At 40.6% G+C, this 14038-nt stretch carries 14 protein-coding genes and 1 pseudogene; 14 read left to right on the top strand and 1 reads right to left on the bottom strand.

The genetic code is table 11. The features are described from left to right. Positions 1–14: 14 nt before the first annotated feature. The 4 genes and pseudogenes from BFP77_RS00750 to BFP77_RS00735 form a co-directional block, all read left to right on the top strand. A pseudogene (locus BFP77_RS00750) lies at positions 15–959 on the top strand (ATP-grasp domain-containing protein); the annotation flags it as partial. Positions 960–1265: 306 nt separating this feature from the next. Continuing rightward, entirely contained in the window at positions 1266–2363 is a 1098-nt protein-coding gene (locus BFP77_RS00745; RefSeq protein ID WP_099572182.1) for a carboxylate-amine ligase, read from the top strand. A gap of 61 nt (positions 2364–2424) precedes the next feature. Next, positions 2425–3261, top strand: a complete 837-nt coding sequence (locus BFP77_RS00740) for a type 1 glutamine amidotransferase (RefSeq protein WP_099572181.1) — start codon at positions 2425–2427, stop codon at positions 3259–3261. Then, positions 3258–4454, top strand: a complete 1197-nt coding sequence (locus tag BFP77_RS00735; RefSeq protein ID WP_099572180.1) for a hypothetical protein — start codon at positions 3258–3260, stop codon at positions 4452–4454. The genes BFP77_RS00740 and BFP77_RS00735 overlap by 4 nt, the downstream gene beginning before the upstream one ends. A gap of 84 nt (positions 4455–4538) precedes the next feature. Here the strand turns inward: BFP77_RS00735 and BFP77_RS00730 are convergent, their stop codons facing one another. Then, positions 4539–5126, bottom strand: coding sequence for a riboflavin synthase (locus BFP77_RS00730; RefSeq protein ID WP_099572179.1), 588 nt, complete (start codon positions 5124–5126; stop codon positions 4539–4541). Positions 5127–5263: 137 nt separating this feature from the next. On the opposite strand from BFP77_RS00730, the gene pdxA reads away from it, so the two are divergent. The 10 genes from pdxA to BFP77_RS00680 all read left to right on the top strand — a co-directional run. Continuing rightward, positions 5264–6310 (top strand): 4-hydroxythreonine-4-phosphate dehydrogenase PdxA, encoded by a 1047-nt coding sequence (gene pdxA / locus BFP77_RS00725; RefSeq protein ID WP_099572178.1) that lies wholly within the window; start codon positions 5264–5266, stop codon positions 6308–6310. Positions 6311–6436: 126 nt separating this feature from the next. Then, complete coding sequence (locus tag BFP77_RS00720) at positions 6437–6967, top strand: YceD family protein (protein ID WP_099572177.1); 531 nt, start codon at positions 6437–6439, stop codon at positions 6965–6967. A 9-nt stretch (positions 6968–6976) separates the two neighbouring features. After that, on the top strand, positions 6977–7174 hold the full coding sequence (rpmF, locus tag BFP77_RS00715) for a 50S ribosomal protein L32 (protein WP_099572176.1): 198 nt from the start codon (positions 6977–6979) through the stop codon (positions 7172–7174). A 236-nt stretch (positions 7175–7410) separates the two neighbouring features. Then, positions 7411–8406: a beta-ketoacyl-ACP synthase III gene (locus BFP77_RS00710; RefSeq protein ID WP_099572175.1), complete on the top strand. Its 996-nt coding sequence runs from the start codon at positions 7411–7413 to the stop codon at positions 8404–8406. A gap of 31 nt (positions 8407–8437) precedes the next feature. Continuing rightward, positions 8438–8932 carry an acetyl-CoA carboxylase biotin carboxyl carrier protein gene (gene accB, locus BFP77_RS00705; protein WP_099572174.1) on the top strand — a complete coding sequence of 165 codons (495 nt, stop codon included), beginning with the start codon at positions 8438–8440 and terminating at the stop codon, positions 8930–8932. A gap of 92 nt (positions 8933–9024) precedes the next feature. Continuing rightward, positions 9025–10380, top strand: coding sequence for an acetyl-CoA carboxylase biotin carboxylase subunit (gene accC, locus BFP77_RS00700; RefSeq protein WP_099572173.1), 1356 nt, complete (start codon positions 9025–9027; stop codon positions 10378–10380). Between the two features lie 275 nt (positions 10381–10655). After that, complete coding sequence (locus BFP77_RS00695; protein WP_143751808.1) at positions 10656–11882, top strand: SMI1/KNR4 family protein; 1227 nt, start codon at positions 10656–10658, stop codon at positions 11880–11882. Between the two features lie 49 nt (positions 11883–11931). Next, positions 11932–12483: a hypothetical protein gene (locus BFP77_RS00690; RefSeq protein WP_143751807.1), complete on the top strand. Its 552-nt coding sequence runs from the start codon at positions 11932–11934 to the stop codon at positions 12481–12483. 70 nt (positions 12484–12553) lie between these two features. Beyond that, positions 12554–13675, top strand: a complete 1122-nt coding sequence (locus BFP77_RS00685) for an NAD(P)/FAD-dependent oxidoreductase (RefSeq protein ID WP_099572170.1) — start codon at positions 12554–12556, stop codon at positions 13673–13675. A gap of 104 nt (positions 13676–13779) precedes the next feature. Continuing rightward, positions 13780–14038 (top strand): transposase (locus BFP77_RS00680; RefSeq protein ID WP_143751806.1); only part of this gene is annotated, 259 nt, incomplete at its 3' end.

Genomic DNA, 14038 nt, shown 5'->3' with positions numbered 1-14038 from the left:
AAAACATAAAACTAATGGCAAAAAAAGTAGGTATATTATTTGGAATGGAAGACACGTTTCCATGGGCATTTATAGACAAGGTCAACGAATTGGGTAAAGGTGAGGTAATCGCCGAAGCTGTGCAGATAGATAAACTGCAACAAGGTATAGACTATGGATACCATGTTATTTTTGACAGGATTTCGCAAAGTGTTCCTTTTTACAGGGCGTATCTTAAAAATGCATCCTTGATGGGCACCGCTGTGCTTAACAATCCGTTTTGGTGGAGTGCCGATGAAAAATTCTTTAACAACTGCCTGGCTATGGAATTGGGTGTGCCTGTTCCTAAAACTGTTCTATTACCTTCAAAAGAAAGACCGGACGATACGTCGGAGACCTCCTTTAGAAACTTAAAAGCACCACTGGATTGGGAATATATGTTCAATTACATTGGCTTCCCTGCCTATATGAAACCACATGATGGTGGTGGATGGAAAAACGTCTACAAGGTAGAAAACGCGGATCACCTATTCCAGTGTTTGGAAGAAACGGGGCAGTTGGTTATGATGCTACAGGAGGAAATCGAATTCGATGATTACTATAGAGTATACTGTTTGGGTCAAAAATATGTACATATAATGCCCTACGAGCCAAGAAACGAATTTCATGCCCGTTATGCCACAGAGCCAAAGACTACAGGTGCTGAGCATACTAAATTGATGAAGACCATTACGGATTACACGCTAAAATTGAACAAAGCCTTGGGCTATGATTTTAATACGGTGGAGTTTGCCATCCGTAACGGTATTCCTTATGCCATCGATTTTTGCAATCCAGCACCGGACGCGGACATTAACTCCGTAGGTCAAGCAAATTTTGATTGGATCGTGGAACATTCCGCAAAACTGGCCATTGAAAAGGCAAAGGCGCACAAACCAAAGAAGAACGGCACGTCTTGGGGTTCTTTTGTAAAGGAAGCGTCTACTCCGGTAGCACCTGTAGCTAAGAAAAGCAACCTGAAAACGGCGGCACAGGCAAAAAAGACGGTAATTAAAAAAGTGGCAAGTCCGGCGAAAAAGTCAGTTGTTAAACCAGCTGCGAAGAAAACGGCTCCGAAAACGGCGACCACCAAGAAAACTACTGCAAAACCAGCTGTGAAAAAGGCCCCAGCCAAAGCAAAAACGGTAACGGCCAAAAAGACTACCGCGGTCAAAAAAACTCCGGCAAAAGCAAAACCAGCGGCTAAAAAATCCAAATAAGAAAGACAATTAAAAGCAGATACGATAATGCATAAATTCACCCTGGGAATAGAAGAAGAATTTCAAATTCTGGATAGCGATAGTCTAAAGCTTCATTCCCAGATGTCGAAAATCATTGACGGAGGTAAGGTTTTTTTAAAGGAGCGCATAAAAGAGGAAATGCACCAGTCCATGGTAGAAATGGGCACCAATATTTGTGAGAATATTGGTCAGGCCAGGGATGAGGTTTCCTATCTACGTCAACAGATTTTTGAATTGGCCTCCAAGGAAGGTCTTGAGGTAGCTGCTTCCGGAACACATCCCTATTCTCACTGGAGCGAGCAACTGATTACACCTAACCCCAGGTATGATCAGCTTATTCACGAAATGAAAGATGTAGCGCGGTCCAACCTCATTTTTGGAATGCACGTACACGTGGCCATTCCTAATAGGGAAGAGGGGCTACAGATTATGAACATAGCGCGTTATTTTCTTCCTCATCTCTATGCGCTGTCCACGAATTCTCCTTTTTGGGAAGGCAGGGACACGGGGTTCAAATCTTTCCGCTCCAAGATTTTTGATAAGTTCCCCAGAACAGGAATTCCGCCCTATTTTGCCAGTGTGCCGGAATATGATGATTTTGTGAAACTTTTGGTAAAGACCAACTGCATAGATAACGGCAAGAAAATTTGGTGGGACATTCGTTTGCACCCTTTTTATCCGACCGTGGAGTTTAGAGTGTGCGATATGATCATGACCGTCGATGAGGTGATATGTATAGCTGCTTTGATGCAATGTATCATTGCCAAACTGAGCAAGCTGCACAGAAAGAATCAAAGTTTTAGGTCGTACAGACGTATCTTGATAAACGAGAACAAGTGGCGTGCCGCCCGTTGGGGTGTAGATGCCAAACTAATAGATTTTGGTAGGCAAGAGGAAGTGGCTTTCCCCACCCTTATTAATGAGCTTTTGGAGTTTATTGATGATGTTGTAGATGAATTAGGTTGTCGTACAGAGGTGAATTATGTGTATCAAATGTTGGAACAAGGTTCGGGAGCCGATAGGCAAATTAAAGTCTACGAAGAAACTAAAGACCTTAAAAAGGTCATGGAGTACGTAGTTTCCCAAACACGTAAGGGGCTTTAATATGGCGACCGTTTAGACGTAAATAGGATTTTTTACGTTAGGTTAGAAAGTGAGATGAAAGATGGATAGAAAGTATAAAATTGCTGTTTTGGATATGAATGCAGGTCAAGCCAACGAAGGTATGCGCTGCATCACTATGTTGGTTGGCCAGTTTTTAAAACAGAAAGAAATACGTGGCACGTATGACGTATTCGACGTACGCGTAAAATCGGAAATTCCTAAGCTAAAGGATTATGACATTTTCATTTCGTCCGGTGGTCCGGGAATACCGCTCGTACTGGGAGAAGCTTGGGAAAACGCCTATTTTAATTTTCTTGACGCGGTCTTGCTCCACAATCTTTCAAAACCGAACAAAAAACATCTATTTTTAATTTGCCATTCTTTTCAATTGGCTTGTTTGCATTGGGACTTGGCCAAGGTCACTAAACGACGGTCCACGTCTTTTGGTATCCTGCCCATGCACAAAACCAAAAGTGGCGAGCAAGAGACCCTGTTCAAAGGTTTGGACAATCCTTTCTATGCGGTAGATTCAAGGGATTATCAAGTTATTGGCCCCAAAGAATGGAAGTTGGATACGTTAGACGGAGAGGTATTGTGTATTGAAAAAGAACGCCCGAACGTTGCCTTGGAACGTGCGGTAATGGCCATCCGGTTTTCGAACGAAATATTTGGAACGCAATTTCATCCGGAGGCGGATGCGGAGGGGATGACCAAATATTTCTTAAAAGAAGAAAAGAAAGCCCTTGTCATAAAAAAGCACGGAGAAAAGAAATACAAGAATATGCTAGAGCATTTGAACGATGATGATAAAATCATGAAAACGAACGCTACTATCATTCCTAGGTTCTTAATGCTTGCGGCAGAGGCTATCGATAAAACAAAATTACAGTTGGCATGATAGCAAAGATTAGGGAGCAGTTCAATGCCAGGTTCAAGGAAGAATACTATGAGAACCTAAAAAAGGAAATCGTAGCTACCTATGGTGAGGGAACTGCATTTAGGCTTTCGGAAACACCTATTTTCATCAGCAAGGAAGTTAAAAATCAAATATTTGATGCCTGTGAGCATATTATAGACCAATTATGGGCACTGGATTTTGATAAAATTAGGGACCAGTTTGTACCTAAGCATATACAGTCTCCTTCACCCTTGGGAAAGCCACACTTTTTGGCGATAGATTTTGGACTTTGCGAAGATGGTAAAGGAGGAATTTCACCACAATTAATAGAGTTGCAGGCCTTTCCTACACTATTTTTTTATCAGCCTTTCTTGGGGAAAGCATTTTTAAATAATTATCCTGCCATGCCCCAGACGGGTTTTGATTATTATTTCAGCGGTTTGGATGAGAATCAATATGTAAAGGAGGTAGCTGATGTAATTATTGGTGATGAAAAGCGGGAGAACGTTATTTTGATGGAGCTGTATCCAGAAAAGCAGAAGACCCGTATCGATTTTTGGGCTACCAAAAAAGCCTTGGGCATCGAGGTAGTGTGTATGACCAAAATCACAAAAGAAGGGAAAAAGCTCTACTATAGAAAAGATGGCGTAAAAACCCCGATACATCGGATATACAACAGGGTAATATTTGACGAAATTGAGCGAACAAAAGATTTAAAAACAGCATTTCAATTACATGATGATGTAGATGTGGAGTGGGTAACACATCCAGATTGGTTTTTTATGATTTCTAAATGTGTTATGCCCAAACTTAAACATAAGAACATCCCCAACTCTTTTTATCTAAATGATTTTCCTGCGGATATCAACCTAGAAAAATATGTGCTAAAACCTTTATTCTCATTCGCAGGTCTTGGTATTGACCTATATCCTACGAAAGAGAGAATAGCGGCTATTTCAGATAAGGAAAATTATATTTTACAAGAGAAAGTTACCTACGCCTCTGCAATTAAAACAAGGTCGGAAAAGAATTCCAAGGGCGAAATACGTATTCTTTACATTTGGGACAAAAAGAACAACCGTTTAAAACCAGTAGTGAATTTAGGCCGTATGAGCAAAGGGGAACTTATTAATGTATCCCATAATACGGAAGAAACCTGGATAGGCTCTTCTATCGGTTTTTTTGAGGAATAAGGTTTCGTTTGCTTCTTGCGTATGGAATTAAATAGAAAGTAGCAAAGGCGAATTGAAGTCCATAATAACAAATTATTTCACCTACTACCTACTCGCCATCAACTTGGCTACGTATTTTCCAATAACATCGAACTCAAGATTTACTATTGTCCCTGGGTTATAGGTATTGAATCTGGTGTTTTCATAGGTATAGGGAATAATGGCCACCTGAAACGTGTTCAAACCAGAATTAACAACGGTTAAGCTAGTGCCATCAATGGTAATAGACCCTTTTTCAATGGTAGGGTTGCCTTTGGCAGCATCGTATGTAAAGGAAAAGAACCAGCTTCCTTCTTTTTCTTCGATATGGGTACAGGTGCCCGTTTGGTCTACATGGCCTTGCACGATATGACCATCCAGTCTAGAACCAAGAATCATAGCGCGTTCCAAGTTTACCTTATGACCAACTTGTAAGGTTTCCAAGTTTGTTTTTTGCAGGGTTTCGTCTATAGCGGTGACGGTATAGGTATCACCTTCTAACGAAACAACGGTTAAACAAACACCGTTATGGGCCACACTTTGGTCAATCTTTAGTTCAGGTGTAATGCTAGATTTTATGGTGATATCCAGATTAGAGCCTTTAGTATCTAGACGAACGACCTCTCCTAAGGTTTCAATTATACCGGTAAACATGTATCGTTTTTATTAAGTAATTTTGCGCTTTATCGGAAATATCCGAACGGTCTAAATAATACTGATGACGTTGCCTTCCTATTGCTGGGAAAAGCCATTTCAGGATTTTAGATTTGACTACAAAGGTAAAGATTATCATGAAGGAAAATAGGAAAATCAGGTTGGGGATATCGGTAGGAGATTTAAATGGTATCGGTTGTGAGGTAGCACTGAAAACATTTGAAGACAGTAGAATGTTAGATTTTTGTACTCCGGTATTCTTTGCTTCTAACAAGACCATCTCCTATCAACTAAAAGCCTTGAATATAAATATAGTATTCAACGGGGTACAGCAAGCGGACAAGGCAATAGACGGCAAGGTCAATATTGTGAATGTTTGGAAAGAGATTCCCAATGTTCGGTTTGGAGAAGCGACGGAGGAAGCGGGAAGTTTTGCGATTAAATCATTAAAAGCCGCAGTAGAGGCACTTAAAGAAGGCGCCATAGATGTACTTGTAACAGCTCCTATCAACAAGAATAATATTCAATCGGATGAATTTAATTTCCCGGGTCACACAGACTATTTGGCGCAAGAGCTAGAAGGAGAGAGCCTTATGTTCATGGTAACGGACAGTCTTAAGGTGGGTCTGCTAACGGACCACGTAGCGGTCAAGGATGTTTCCTCGGCAATAATTCCAAGGCTTATAAGGGATAAGGTAAATACGATAGAAAAATCCTTGATAATGGATTTCGGAATTCGAAAGCCGCGGATCGCTTTACTAGGCATTAATCCGCATAGTGGCGACAATGGCGTCATTGGCAAGGAGGATGATGAAGTGTTAAGACCTGTAATACGGGAAATGGCCAACAACGGGCATTTGGTCTACGGACCTTATTCTGCCGATAGTTTTTTCGGCTCCGATAGTTATAAAAAGTTTGACGCTATTTTGGCCGCTTATCATGACCAAGGGCTTATACCGTTTAAAACGCTGTCCTTTGGACAAGGGGTTAATTTTACCGCCGGTCTAAGCGCTGTGAGGACATCTCCGGACCATGGAACGGCTTACGAGATTGCGGGGAAAGGCCAAGCGGACCATAGCTCCTTCAAGGAAGCCGTATTTACGGGCCTACAGATTTTCAGGAACAGAACGGAGTACAAAGAGCTCACCAGTAACGTGCTGAAGAAGCAGCGTGTAAAACGATAATCCCCTAGTACTTGACCCATAAAAGTTATGAAGATAAATAGTTGATAACTATTGGCTTTTGTCAAAATAATAGTATCTTTGCACCCGCCTTTAAGGCAATGAATGTTATAATTAAGTGTTGAGGTAATGAAGCAAAAGGAGTTTAACATTCCTTTCTCAGGGTTAAAGCAAGGAAAGCACAACTTTAATTTTGAAATTGACAATACGTTCTTTGATTCTTTTGGATACGATGATTTTAATAGTGCTAACATCCAGTTAAATGTTGTCTTGAATAAGATGACCACGATAATGGAGTTAGATTTTAAAGCGTCTGGTTACGTTAATGTGATTTGTGATATTACCAGTGAACCTTACGATCAGGAAATTACATCGGCGTTGGAGCTAGTGGTCAAGTTTGGTGAGGAGTATAATGACGAGGACGATGAAATATTGATTCTACCCCACGGGGAGCATCAATTGAATATTTCACAATACGCTTACGAAATGCTGGTACTTTCCGTACCCCAGAAAAGGGTACACCCGGGAATTGCGGACGGCACGTTACAATCAGAGGTCTTGGACAAACTTCAAGAGCTTCAGCCAAAGGAAAAAAGAAACGATAAGGAAGAAAATGATCCCCGATGGGACGAATTGAAAAAACTATTAACGGATAAATAAAGTTTTATAATGGCACATCCTAAAAGAAAAATTTCCAAAACTAGGAGAGACAAGAGAAGAACGCACTACAAGGCAGTTGCCCCAACTTTGGCTACTGATTCTACAACAGGTGAAATGCACTTGTACCATAGAGCGCACTGGCACGAAGGAAAATTATATTACAGAGGCCAAGTTTTAGTTGACAAGACCGAAGAGGCGGAAGCTTAAATTTCACTTCTTTTTATATATAACTCCCACCTCAGTATGAGGTAGGGAGTTTTTTTTCGTTTTAAGGTCAATTTCATTTTCAGGTCCTTAGTATTATTATTTAAGGACCTTAAGGGTTTTTTAAATATCAATTTTTTAAAAACAGGCTATTTTTAATTAAAAAGTCGATGAAAATCATTAATTTTCACAACTTTTGACGTGTTTTTGAACGTTTTTTACACAAAAGCAATTAAAATATGACCAAAATATCAGCAGCTATTACCGCTGTGGGTGGCTATGTTCCCCAATTCATCCTAACCAATAAAATGCTCGAGGGCATGGTAGACACTAATGACGAGTGGATTACCAGTAGGACAGGAATCAAAGAAAGAAGAATCTTAAAACCTGAGGAGGGTCAAGGAACATCATACTTGGCAATCAAGGCCGCTCAACAACTTTTGGAAAAAGGAAACGTTAATCCAGAGGAAATAGATTTGGTCGTTGTGGCTACTGCTACTCCAGATAGTATGGTTGCCTCTACCGCTGCTTTTGTAGCTTCGGAAATAGGAGCTACCAACGCCTTTGCCTATGATTTATTAGCGGCATGTTCCAGTTTTCTTTTCGGGATGTCTTCCGTAGCGAGCCAAATAGAATCTGGTCGGTACAAGAAGGTTTTACTAATTGGGGCAGACAAGATGTCCTCTATTTTAGATTATACCGATCGCACTACCTGTATTATATTCGGGGACGGTGCCGGAGCCGTACTTTTTGAACCCAATGAAGAAGGTCTAGGGCTACAAGATGAGTATTTAAGGGCAGACGGTGCTGGACGCCAATTTTTAGGCATGGAAGGCGGAGGTTCCATAATGCCAGCTACCATAGAGAGCGTTAAGGCTAGAAAGCATTATATATTTCAGGACGGTAAAACGGTTTTCAAATTTGCGGTATCCAACATGGCAGATGTTGCAGAGAAAATCATGACCAGAAATAAACTGACCGATGATGACGTATCTTGGTTGGTGCCACACCAAGCGAACAAAAGAATTATTGATGCCACTGCAAAAAGAATGGGACTGGATCATTCCAAGGTAATGATGAACATTCAGCGTTATGGCAATACAACCTCAGCTACCTTACCGTTATTATTGAGCGATTATGAAAAACAGCTCAAAAAAGGAGATAATCTTGTCTTCGCTGCTTTTGGTGGCGGATTCACTTGGGGTTCTATCTATTTAAAATGGGCATACAATTAATTAAACCATCACTAAAAACACATTTGAAACTATGGATATCAAAGAAATTCAAAGCCTCATTAAGTTTGTCGCAAAATCAGGAGCCAGCGAGGTAAAACTGGAAACGGATGATTTAAAGATTACGATACGCACCGGAGGTCACGGTGCTACCGAAACTACGTATGTGCAATCCATCCCTATGGCACAGGCACCTATGGCACCTGCCGTCCCTGCTGCGCCAGCTGCAGCGGAAACGCCTGCTGCGCCGCCAGCCGCTGCACAGGAAGAAGCGTCGGAAGAAGCTAAATATATTACGATAAAATCACCGATCATCGGAACTTTTTATAGAAAGCCATCTCCAGATAAGCCAGTTTTTGTTGAGGTAGGAGATACAATTTCTTCCGGTGACGTACTTTGTGTCATCGAAGCAATGAAATTGTTCAATGATATAGAATCGGAAATTTCAGGAAAAATAGTCAAAGTATTGGTAGACGATTCGTCTCCAGTAGAATTTGATCAGCCACTATTTCTAGTAGACCCATCATAATCTTAAGTTTAGAAGTTTGAAGCGCCATGTTTAATGGGAGGTCATTAAATAAAAGGAACTACGAAACCATAAACTCTTAAACTAAAAAGCATATGTTCAAAAAAATACTAATAGCGAATAGGGGAGAAATTGCACTCCGTGTTATTCGTACCTGCAAGGAAATGGGAATTAAGACGGTAGCGGTCTACTCCAAGGCAGACGAAGAAAGTCTTCACGTACGTTTTGCAGATGAGGCCGTTTGTATAGGGCCTGCCGCGAGTAGCGAGTCGTATTTGAAAATACCCAATATAATTGCCGCTGCAGAAATCACGAATGCAGATGCCATACATCCGGGTTATGGCTTTCTCTCTGAAAACTCCAAGTTTTCAAAAATTTGTGCGGAGCACGAAATCAAGTTTATTGGTGCCTCTGGTGAACAAATTGACCGTATGGGGGACAAAGCCACCGCCAAAGCTACTATGAAGGAAGCAGGAGTTCCTTGTGTGCCAGGTTCGGAAGGATTATTGAAGGACGTGGCCGATGCTAAGAAGACGGCCAAAAAAATGGGTTATCCCGTGATGATAAAAGCAACCGCCGGTGGTGGTGGTAAAGGAATGCGCGCCGTTTGGAAAGAAGAGGAGATGGAAGAGCTTTTTGAAAGTGCGGTACAAGAATCTACAGCTGCTTTCGGTAATGGAGGTATGTACATGGAAAAACTTATTGAGGAACCACGCCACATAGAAATTCAGGTGGTAGGTGATCAGTATGGTAAAGCATGTCATTTATCCGAAAGAGACTGTTCCGTGCAGCGCAGACATCAAAAACTTACGGAGGAAACACCTTCCCCATTTATGACGGATAAGTTACGGGACGCTATGGGTAAAGCTGCGGTCAAGGCCGCCGAATATATCAAGTACGAAGGTGCTGGTACCGTTGAGTTTTTAGTGGATAAGCACCGAAAGTTTTATTTCATGGAGATGAATACCCGTATTCAGGTAGAGCATCCCATAACGGAGCAGGTAATCGATTACGATTTAATTCGCGAGCAGATATTGGTAGCGGCCGGTGTACCGATTTCAGGTAAAAATTATATACCAAAACTACATTCTATCGAGTGTAGAATAAATGCAGAAGACCCCTACAATAATTTTAGGCCTTCACCAGGAAAGATTACCACATTGCATACCCCGGGAGGTCATGGGGTACGCATGGATACACATGTGTATAGTGGCTACAGTATTCCGCCAAACTATGACTCTATGATCGCTAAGTTGATTACTACTGCCCAAACAAGGGAAGAGGCCATTAACAAGATGAAACGAGCTTTGGACGAGTTTGTCATAGAAGGGATAAAAACTACCATTCCTTTCCACAGACAGTTAATGGACCATCCGGATTACTTGGCAGGAAATTATACTACAGCCTTTATGAACGATTGGGTTATGGATCCAGAAACAAAGAGTAACTAAGTAACGACTCCGGCCATATGGTCGGAGTTTTTTTATGGTTTTCTCTATACTATTGTTTAAGTAAATTACAATGAGAAAGTCCCCAAAGCTAACTGAATAGCAGTATCATTTTCGATTATTTAATAAAACGGCAATAGTATACAGCCAGGCTTTCCGCTGTATCTTTTTTGTACAAAATAAAAGCAAGGCACAAAAAAGGATGCCGCTACAATCCCTAAAACAAAATGGAATCTGTGCTTTAATTTATCACTTGCCTACCCTTATATTTGAGTATCTTGGATAAAGCTAGAGATGTTAAAATGAAATACTGGACCATACTCACCTTAATAATCTTAACCACATCCTGCCTTAATAAAATGAGCATGCGGCGTATCCCTTACACTAAAGAACTGAAGAAGGTAAATTATTCAGATATTCATTTTAATTCCATTTCCTTGTCCCAGCTACCAGAGCCCTACTACAAAGACTATTCCCACCATAAAAACGCTACAGTAAGAAATTACAAGTCGTATGATACCATGGGTTTTAGGGATACCTTATTGGAAAAATTAGCCCATTATTTAGGAGATAGCGTACTTAAACTATTTTTCTTAACGCCAAAGGCGCAAGGGCTTCCTTACGAAGGGTTCGCTTATGTATCCAATAAGCATATAGTCCCAATGCATTTTGAGGATGGTGGTAATTTTGCCCTATGGATGGATATTATTTTTAAAAAGCAATACGAAAGATTAGCGGAATATAAAGCGAACGGTCAGTTTAAAAGGCAACCAGAACTAAATCCCGATCCGCAGTTTATGCTCGTCTTAGGAAAAGGACAGTTTTCTCAAGAATGGGTAAATTCTGGGATGTTAATAGATGAAAGACCCTACGAAAATATGGGGGCCTATCTCTATAAAAATGCGCCTCAACAATATAACGAAGTAAAGATTACCAAGGAAAAACAACGCTACATTCAAAAGTATAGTGACACGTCGGGGGCAGATCTAGATGCGGTACGTTTAAAGAAAACCTTTGCCGAATATATCGGTCAAAGAAACTTGAAGCCAAACCCACCAAAAAATAATCAGGGTGTTTTTAAGGAATTTGAATCCTTAGCAAACTATACGTTTCCAAAAGAGCTAAAAGTGCTGTGCGACTTACACGGGGGAATCGAAAACACGGGGTTTCTAACCGCTGAAGAAATAGTACAGGAATGGAAGAACTGGAAAGTAATCTACAATGACCCCAATTGGATGCTTGCGGATTTAACCGGAAATAATCATCCCGATGGGAGAAAAACTATTGGCATTTATACCAACCCCTATTGGGTTCCTTTTTACAGTACCGGAGGAGGTAATTTTATCGCCATAGACTATGCGCCTGAGAGTAAAGGAACATCCGGACAGATCATTGCTTTCGGAGCAGATGAAACCAGAATTCGGCTGATAGCAGATAATATATTAGATTTTCTAGAGCAATTAAAGCAGGACGATGAGGTATTGCGTAATGGATTTGAGAGATAATAAAAGGAAAAGAATGGATTATAGAACGTATAATTAAATGCCTGTAGTGATGAAATCATCAATTTCCGTTATCGTATGTTTACTCTCTTCTATGATATGGGCACAGCAGTACCATACCGAGTTTGCGTATGAAAATAAGAACATCACTATTCAGAACAGCTACCCAAAAGGAGGACAAAAATATATAGCATCGGATGGGAAACCCTATACTTTCGTGATTTTTTGGTCGCGAATAACCAATGAAACGAATCGTAAATTAAAATTAGCGCTTCATCTACCAAATGATGCGTTCACAATACCTTCATCGCCACAAGTAAACTTCTATTTTTATGTGCCTAATATGGAAATGGCCCTTGAGAACGAATCCTTATCCAATTACGGACTGGATTTGGAATCCTACTTAAATGAAAACTGGAAATCCAGTTCTAACCTGGTAAAAACTATACTGCCAAGGGAGTCTTTTCTTTTTTATCATGTAGCGCTATCGGATAAAGGCGTAAATGGTGTTGTCCGAGCTGGCTTTGAGTTACAGGAGCATACGCTTTTCTATAAAATCAATGACCTTGAAATTAATTGTGGGGACATTAAATTCCTAGATTAAAATAAGAAAGGATAAGAAGGTTTAATTCGACAGAGGATTTGTTAAAGAATGAAACACATAATTTCGCAGGATGAATCTTAGCTACTGGGAGCGTAAATCTTGGATTTCGAATACCGACTTTACCATTGTGGGTAGTGGTATCGTTGGATTAAATTGTGCATTAGAACTTAGAGCACGCTATCCAAAGGCTAAAATTCTAGTTTTGGAAAAAGGAATTTTGCCTCAAGGGGCAAGTACCAAAAATGCAGGTTTCGCATGTTTCGGGAGTATTTCGGAAATCTTAGCTGATTTAAGAACACATTCGGAAGAAGAGTTGGCAGCTTTGGTTTTAGATAGGTGGAACGGTATACAGTCGCTGAGAAAACTATTAGGAGATAAGGCAATCGGGTACGAACAAAATGGGGGTCATGAACTATTTTTAAAGCAAGATGCTAAAAGCTATCAACACTGTATGGAGAATATCGGTAAGGCAAATGAGCTTTTGGCACCAATTTTTAAAGAAACTGTTTTTAAAGTATCTGAGAATAGTTTTGGATTCAATGGCATACAGCGGCAGTACATTTCCCATACTTTAGAGGGCCAGATAGATACGGGGAAGATGATGCTATCTCTGGTAGGTCTTGCTCAGAAATCCAATATTCAGGTATTGAATTCAATTACCGTAGAAGACTTTGTGGAAAATGGTCAAGGAGTATCCGTTAAAACGAACCTATTTGAGTTTAATACAAAAAAATTACTTATCGCCACCAATGGTTTTGCGAACAGTCTTCTAGAGGAAAACGTATTGCCTGCTAGAGCGCAAATCATTATTACAGCACCAATAAAGAATCTTTCTATTGAAGGCACTTTCCATTTGCAGGAGGGATATTATTATTTCCGGAATATTGACAATAGAATTTTACTGGGAGGAGGTAGAAATCTGGATTTTAAAGCAGAGGAAACAACTCAATTCGGAAACACACCATTGGTACTCAATAAATTGGAAGAACTTTTAAGAACGGTCATACTTCCTTATACTCCGTTTGAAATAGCACAGCAATGGAGCGGTATTATGGGAGTGGGCTCTCAAAAGAAACCCATTGTGAGGCAAATAGGTGCTAATACCGCTTGCGGAATCCGTTTAGGAGGCATGGGCATTGCCATAGGGACTACTACAGGCAGGCAACTAGCGCATATTTTCCAGGAAGTTTAAGTGCGTTCATCCGTTTTATGGTGACCTCCTCCCATTAAACCGGACGTTTTAAAACTAGAGAATTCCGGGCGAATAAATGTTTAACTTTAAACAAGTATTTGCTTATGAAACGATCAAAGTATTCTGAATCGCAGATCGTATTTGCGATCAAACAGGTAGAGACCGGTACCCGTATCCAAGAGGTGTGCCGTAAGATGGGTATCAGTGAGGCCACTTTTTACAATTGGAAGAAGAAATACGGAGGGCTTGGTGTCTCTGAACTACGTAGGTTGAAGAACCTCGAGGAAGAGAATTCACAGTTGAAGAAACTGGTGGCCGACCTAAGCCTTGACGAACAGATTTTGCAGGACGTGCTGAAAAAAA

Origin of the sequence: Maribacter sp. 4U21 (assembly GCF_002742365.1) — a bacterium.
In the GTDB taxonomy this organism is placed as follows: domain Bacteria; phylum Bacteroidota; class Bacteroidia; order Flavobacteriales; family Flavobacteriaceae; genus Maribacter.
Note: the sequence above shows the minus strand (reverse complement) of the source record. Positions and strands in the feature narration are given on the sequence as shown.

Bases quoted from the DNA above. Each gene is read 5' to 3' on its own strand.
- BFP77_RS00690 (WP_143751807.1), top strand. From the start codon at position 11,932: ATGAAATCATCAATTTCCGTTATCGTATGTTTACTCTCTTCTATGATA.
- BFP77_RS00730 (WP_099572179.1), bottom strand. From the start codon at position 5,126: ATGTTTACCGGTATAATTGAAACCTTAGGAGAGGTCGTTCGTCTAGAT.
- accB (WP_099572174.1), top strand. From the start codon at position 8,438: ATGGATATCAAAGAAATTCAAAGCCTCATTAAGTTTGTCGCAAAATCA.
- rpmF (WP_099572176.1), top strand. From the start codon at position 6,977: ATGGCACATCCTAAAAGAAAAATTTCCAAAACTAGGAGAGACAAGAGA.
- BFP77_RS00740 (WP_099572181.1), top strand. From the start codon at position 2,425: ATGGATAGAAAGTATAAAATTGCTGTTTTGGATATGAATGCAGGTCAA.
- BFP77_RS00720 (WP_099572177.1), top strand. From the start codon at position 6,437: ATGAAGCAAAAGGAGTTTAACATTCCTTTCTCAGGGTTAAAGCAAGGA.
- BFP77_RS00710 (WP_099572175.1), top strand. From the start codon at position 7,411: ATGACCAAAATATCAGCAGCTATTACCGCTGTGGGTGGCTATGTTCCC.
- BFP77_RS00735 (WP_099572180.1), top strand. From the start codon at position 3,258: ATGATAGCAAAGATTAGGGAGCAGTTCAATGCCAGGTTCAAGGAAGAA.
- BFP77_RS00745 (WP_099572182.1), top strand. From the start codon at position 1,266: ATGCATAAATTCACCCTGGGAATAGAAGAAGAATTTCAAATTCTGGAT.
- pdxA (WP_099572178.1), top strand. From the start codon at position 5,264: ATGAAGGAAAATAGGAAAATCAGGTTGGGGATATCGGTAGGAGATTTA.
- accC (WP_099572173.1), top strand. From the start codon at position 9,025: ATGTTCAAAAAAATACTAATAGCGAATAGGGGAGAAATTGCACTCCGT.
- BFP77_RS00685 (WP_099572170.1), top strand. From the start codon at position 12,554: ATGAATCTTAGCTACTGGGAGCGTAAATCTTGGATTTCGAATACCGAC.